At 51.1% G+C, this 2,448-nt stretch carries 2 protein-coding genes; both read left to right on the forward strand.

Features of this window, described 5'->3' with window-relative positions; genetic code table 11:
* Positions 1-11 precede the first annotated feature (11 nt).
* Positions 12-164, forward strand: coding sequence for an ATP-binding protein (locus BUA24_RS13520; protein ID WP_419187306.1), 153 nt, complete (start codon positions 12-14; stop codon positions 162-164).
* Between the two features lie 1,101 nt (positions 165-1,265).
* The gene (locus tag BUA24_RS11605; RefSeq protein ID WP_072792755.1) at positions 1,266-2,003 is read left to right on the forward strand and encodes a hypothetical protein; all 738 of its coding nucleotides are present in this window, start codon (positions 1,266-1,268) and stop codon (positions 2,001-2,003) included.
* Positions 2,004-2,448 lie beyond the last annotated feature (445 nt).

Raw genomic sequence — 2,448 nt, forward strand, 5'->3', positions numbered from 1 at the left:
CTCAGTTCCCGGTGGCCAAGTTCCACGCCCTCATGGAAGACGCTACCGCCGATGCCATCATGGATCGTATCATTCACGCTTCAAGGGTGATTGAGTTCACCGGTGAGTCGATGCGAAAGCTCAAAGCACACGACGAACTCAACCAAGACGAGGAAGGGGGGTAAGCCAAGCCAGCCAAGCAGTCATGACGAGATGGATCCCAGGAGTTAGAAGAACTGATCTTCAGGAGATAGAATCGGCTGCTTTCACAAGTTACAAGAATCGGCTTTCACAAGTTACAAGAAAGTGGCTTCAGGAGAGCACGAATAGTCACCCAAAACGCGTTGCAACCTTTGACCAGATGTGCTACGGTAAAAGCCACTTGCTGACGATTGATGCATTAACTCTGAACACGGGAGGGAAACATGGCACTGGGAACATTGGTTCGGGGGGCGGCTATCGTAGCTGCTAGCGCGATGCTGACGAGTGTGAGTGCAGGTATGGGGTTTGACGGCTAATGCGGCCGCGACGATCACAATACCTAAATCGGGAGTTCTAGCTAGTGGTGTCCAAGCGGTACGCCTAATCCAGCCCGAACTCTGGTTGGGAAGAACTTGTGAGACGGTGAGTGATCCTTATTACGGGGATAGCGGTCAGATCTGTGGTACACTGAATGGCAATGATGCGTGGCGGACCTCTACTGGCAGATGCTCGTGACCTTTCAATCATATAGCGGTGGAATGAGCAGGCTTTCTTTGATAGACGCTGGCGTGTATGACAGTGTCACTGGTTCGAATTTATCTACAATTGGCGACACATCGGTGAAATTGAACGGAAATACCTCAGCATTCATCAGTACCCCCTGGTTTCCCGGTTTATCGTTTCAACGCTACCAAGGTTATACCGATCCCCATGCATTTTTTGGCAGAACGGTGGGATTGCGTGTGTCTCGGGTAATCTCTACACTCAACCAATTTGGTTTGACTAGACCGTTGGCGAGTGGAAATTGTCTCTTGGCAATCTCTAAGTAAACATCTGAGCTAGGGGTGTGGGTCGGAACTCGCCGGAGCTGCACAAGTATGCATGATCCATGTTTTGAATCGGGACAGGTCCACTAACATCTGTATACAAGTACGAGTAATGGAAGTCCTCTGCAGGATTTGGGATTCCGACCTACGCTCTTAACAATCGCAAACAGTCCCATGGAGCGATAACCATGTTGCTGTGCAAATACGGCCTTGATACTCGGTAGGTCCGGGGAAGCAGGTCAGGATAGGAGGGTCTTTGTGTATACTGTTGGCCCCACGGGGCAAAACCCCGAGTTGGATGCCGCACTTGAGAAGATGTTTCTCATTGGTCGGAACTTAGATGTGCATACATCATTGGATGTCGACATCGACAATCTTACCGCAATGCAGCAACGCCACTTTGGACGCATTGACGATGCCTACTTTGCCTACCGACGTAGCCACAGTCGCGAGGCAAGGGTATTTAAGGTACTCGCGCCAATCTGGTTCATTGCCAAACCGATTGCATTCTTATTGGGACATCGCGAAGAAAATGCCCACACGGTCAGTGATACCTTGGGCCTTTTGAGGGAGGTGGATATCCACATCCCCCGCGACGCGATGATGATTCGTGTCCACACTGCAAGCGGTGCGTCCGCATTCTTTCCGATCTACTCTGGGCACCAGCAGTCCTGGGAAGAGAACCGGCTCTATGATTTTGCACACTTTCTCATCTTCCCTAAAGCATACGCTATAAGTATCGGACTCTCGTTCACCGCTGGCGCATATTCTGAAGACGAAGAAACCTACACCGCTAACTTTTCTTCCCCTCCTTTGGGTGAGGAACCAAGTCTTACGGTGGCAAGTCGCCGTTGGTGGGCGGGCCACAATCTATTGATTCCCTATGCTTGCCGAGTCCGAGCTGTTTTCGACAATCGTGAGCGTATGCTATCAGAGTACGAAGTCTTTGATCAAGCGGGTAGAAGAGTACTCGGGCTGCAGGTAGCTCGCACGTAGACTGGACACGCAGACTGGAGTTGCTCGCCTAATGGAACACTGAACTCTGCTTACCTATGGGGCTATCTATTCCATTATATCCCCCTGAACTGCCATTTTAACTGAGCAAACCATCGCAACGATGGCTTCCATGAGCGACAATCGCCCAACATGGCCCGCTGACTGGGTTGCCCTCACAGCCGCCCAGCACGGTTACTCCAAGATGCTCGCCACGATCGAACCAGGACCATATCCGCCGATGTGAAGGCAACAGAGCCTTTGAAGCCCAGTGTGTTGTGTCCAGACCGACTCCCCACTCCATATCAACCCCCAGATAGGAAACCGCCGTATCGTGGGCCCAAACTTTATCCGCGGGTTGTGTCCCGATAGTTGTGCAAATTCCACGAGTGAATTGATTTGTTTGTGGTGGCCATGGTATCTAGGAATTATTAGAAACCAGAACCTC

The organism is Ferrithrix thermotolerans DSM 19514 (assembly GCF_900128965.1).
GTDB classification, from domain to species: domain Bacteria; phylum Actinomycetota; class Acidimicrobiia; order Acidimicrobiales; family Acidimicrobiaceae; genus Ferrithrix; species Ferrithrix thermotolerans.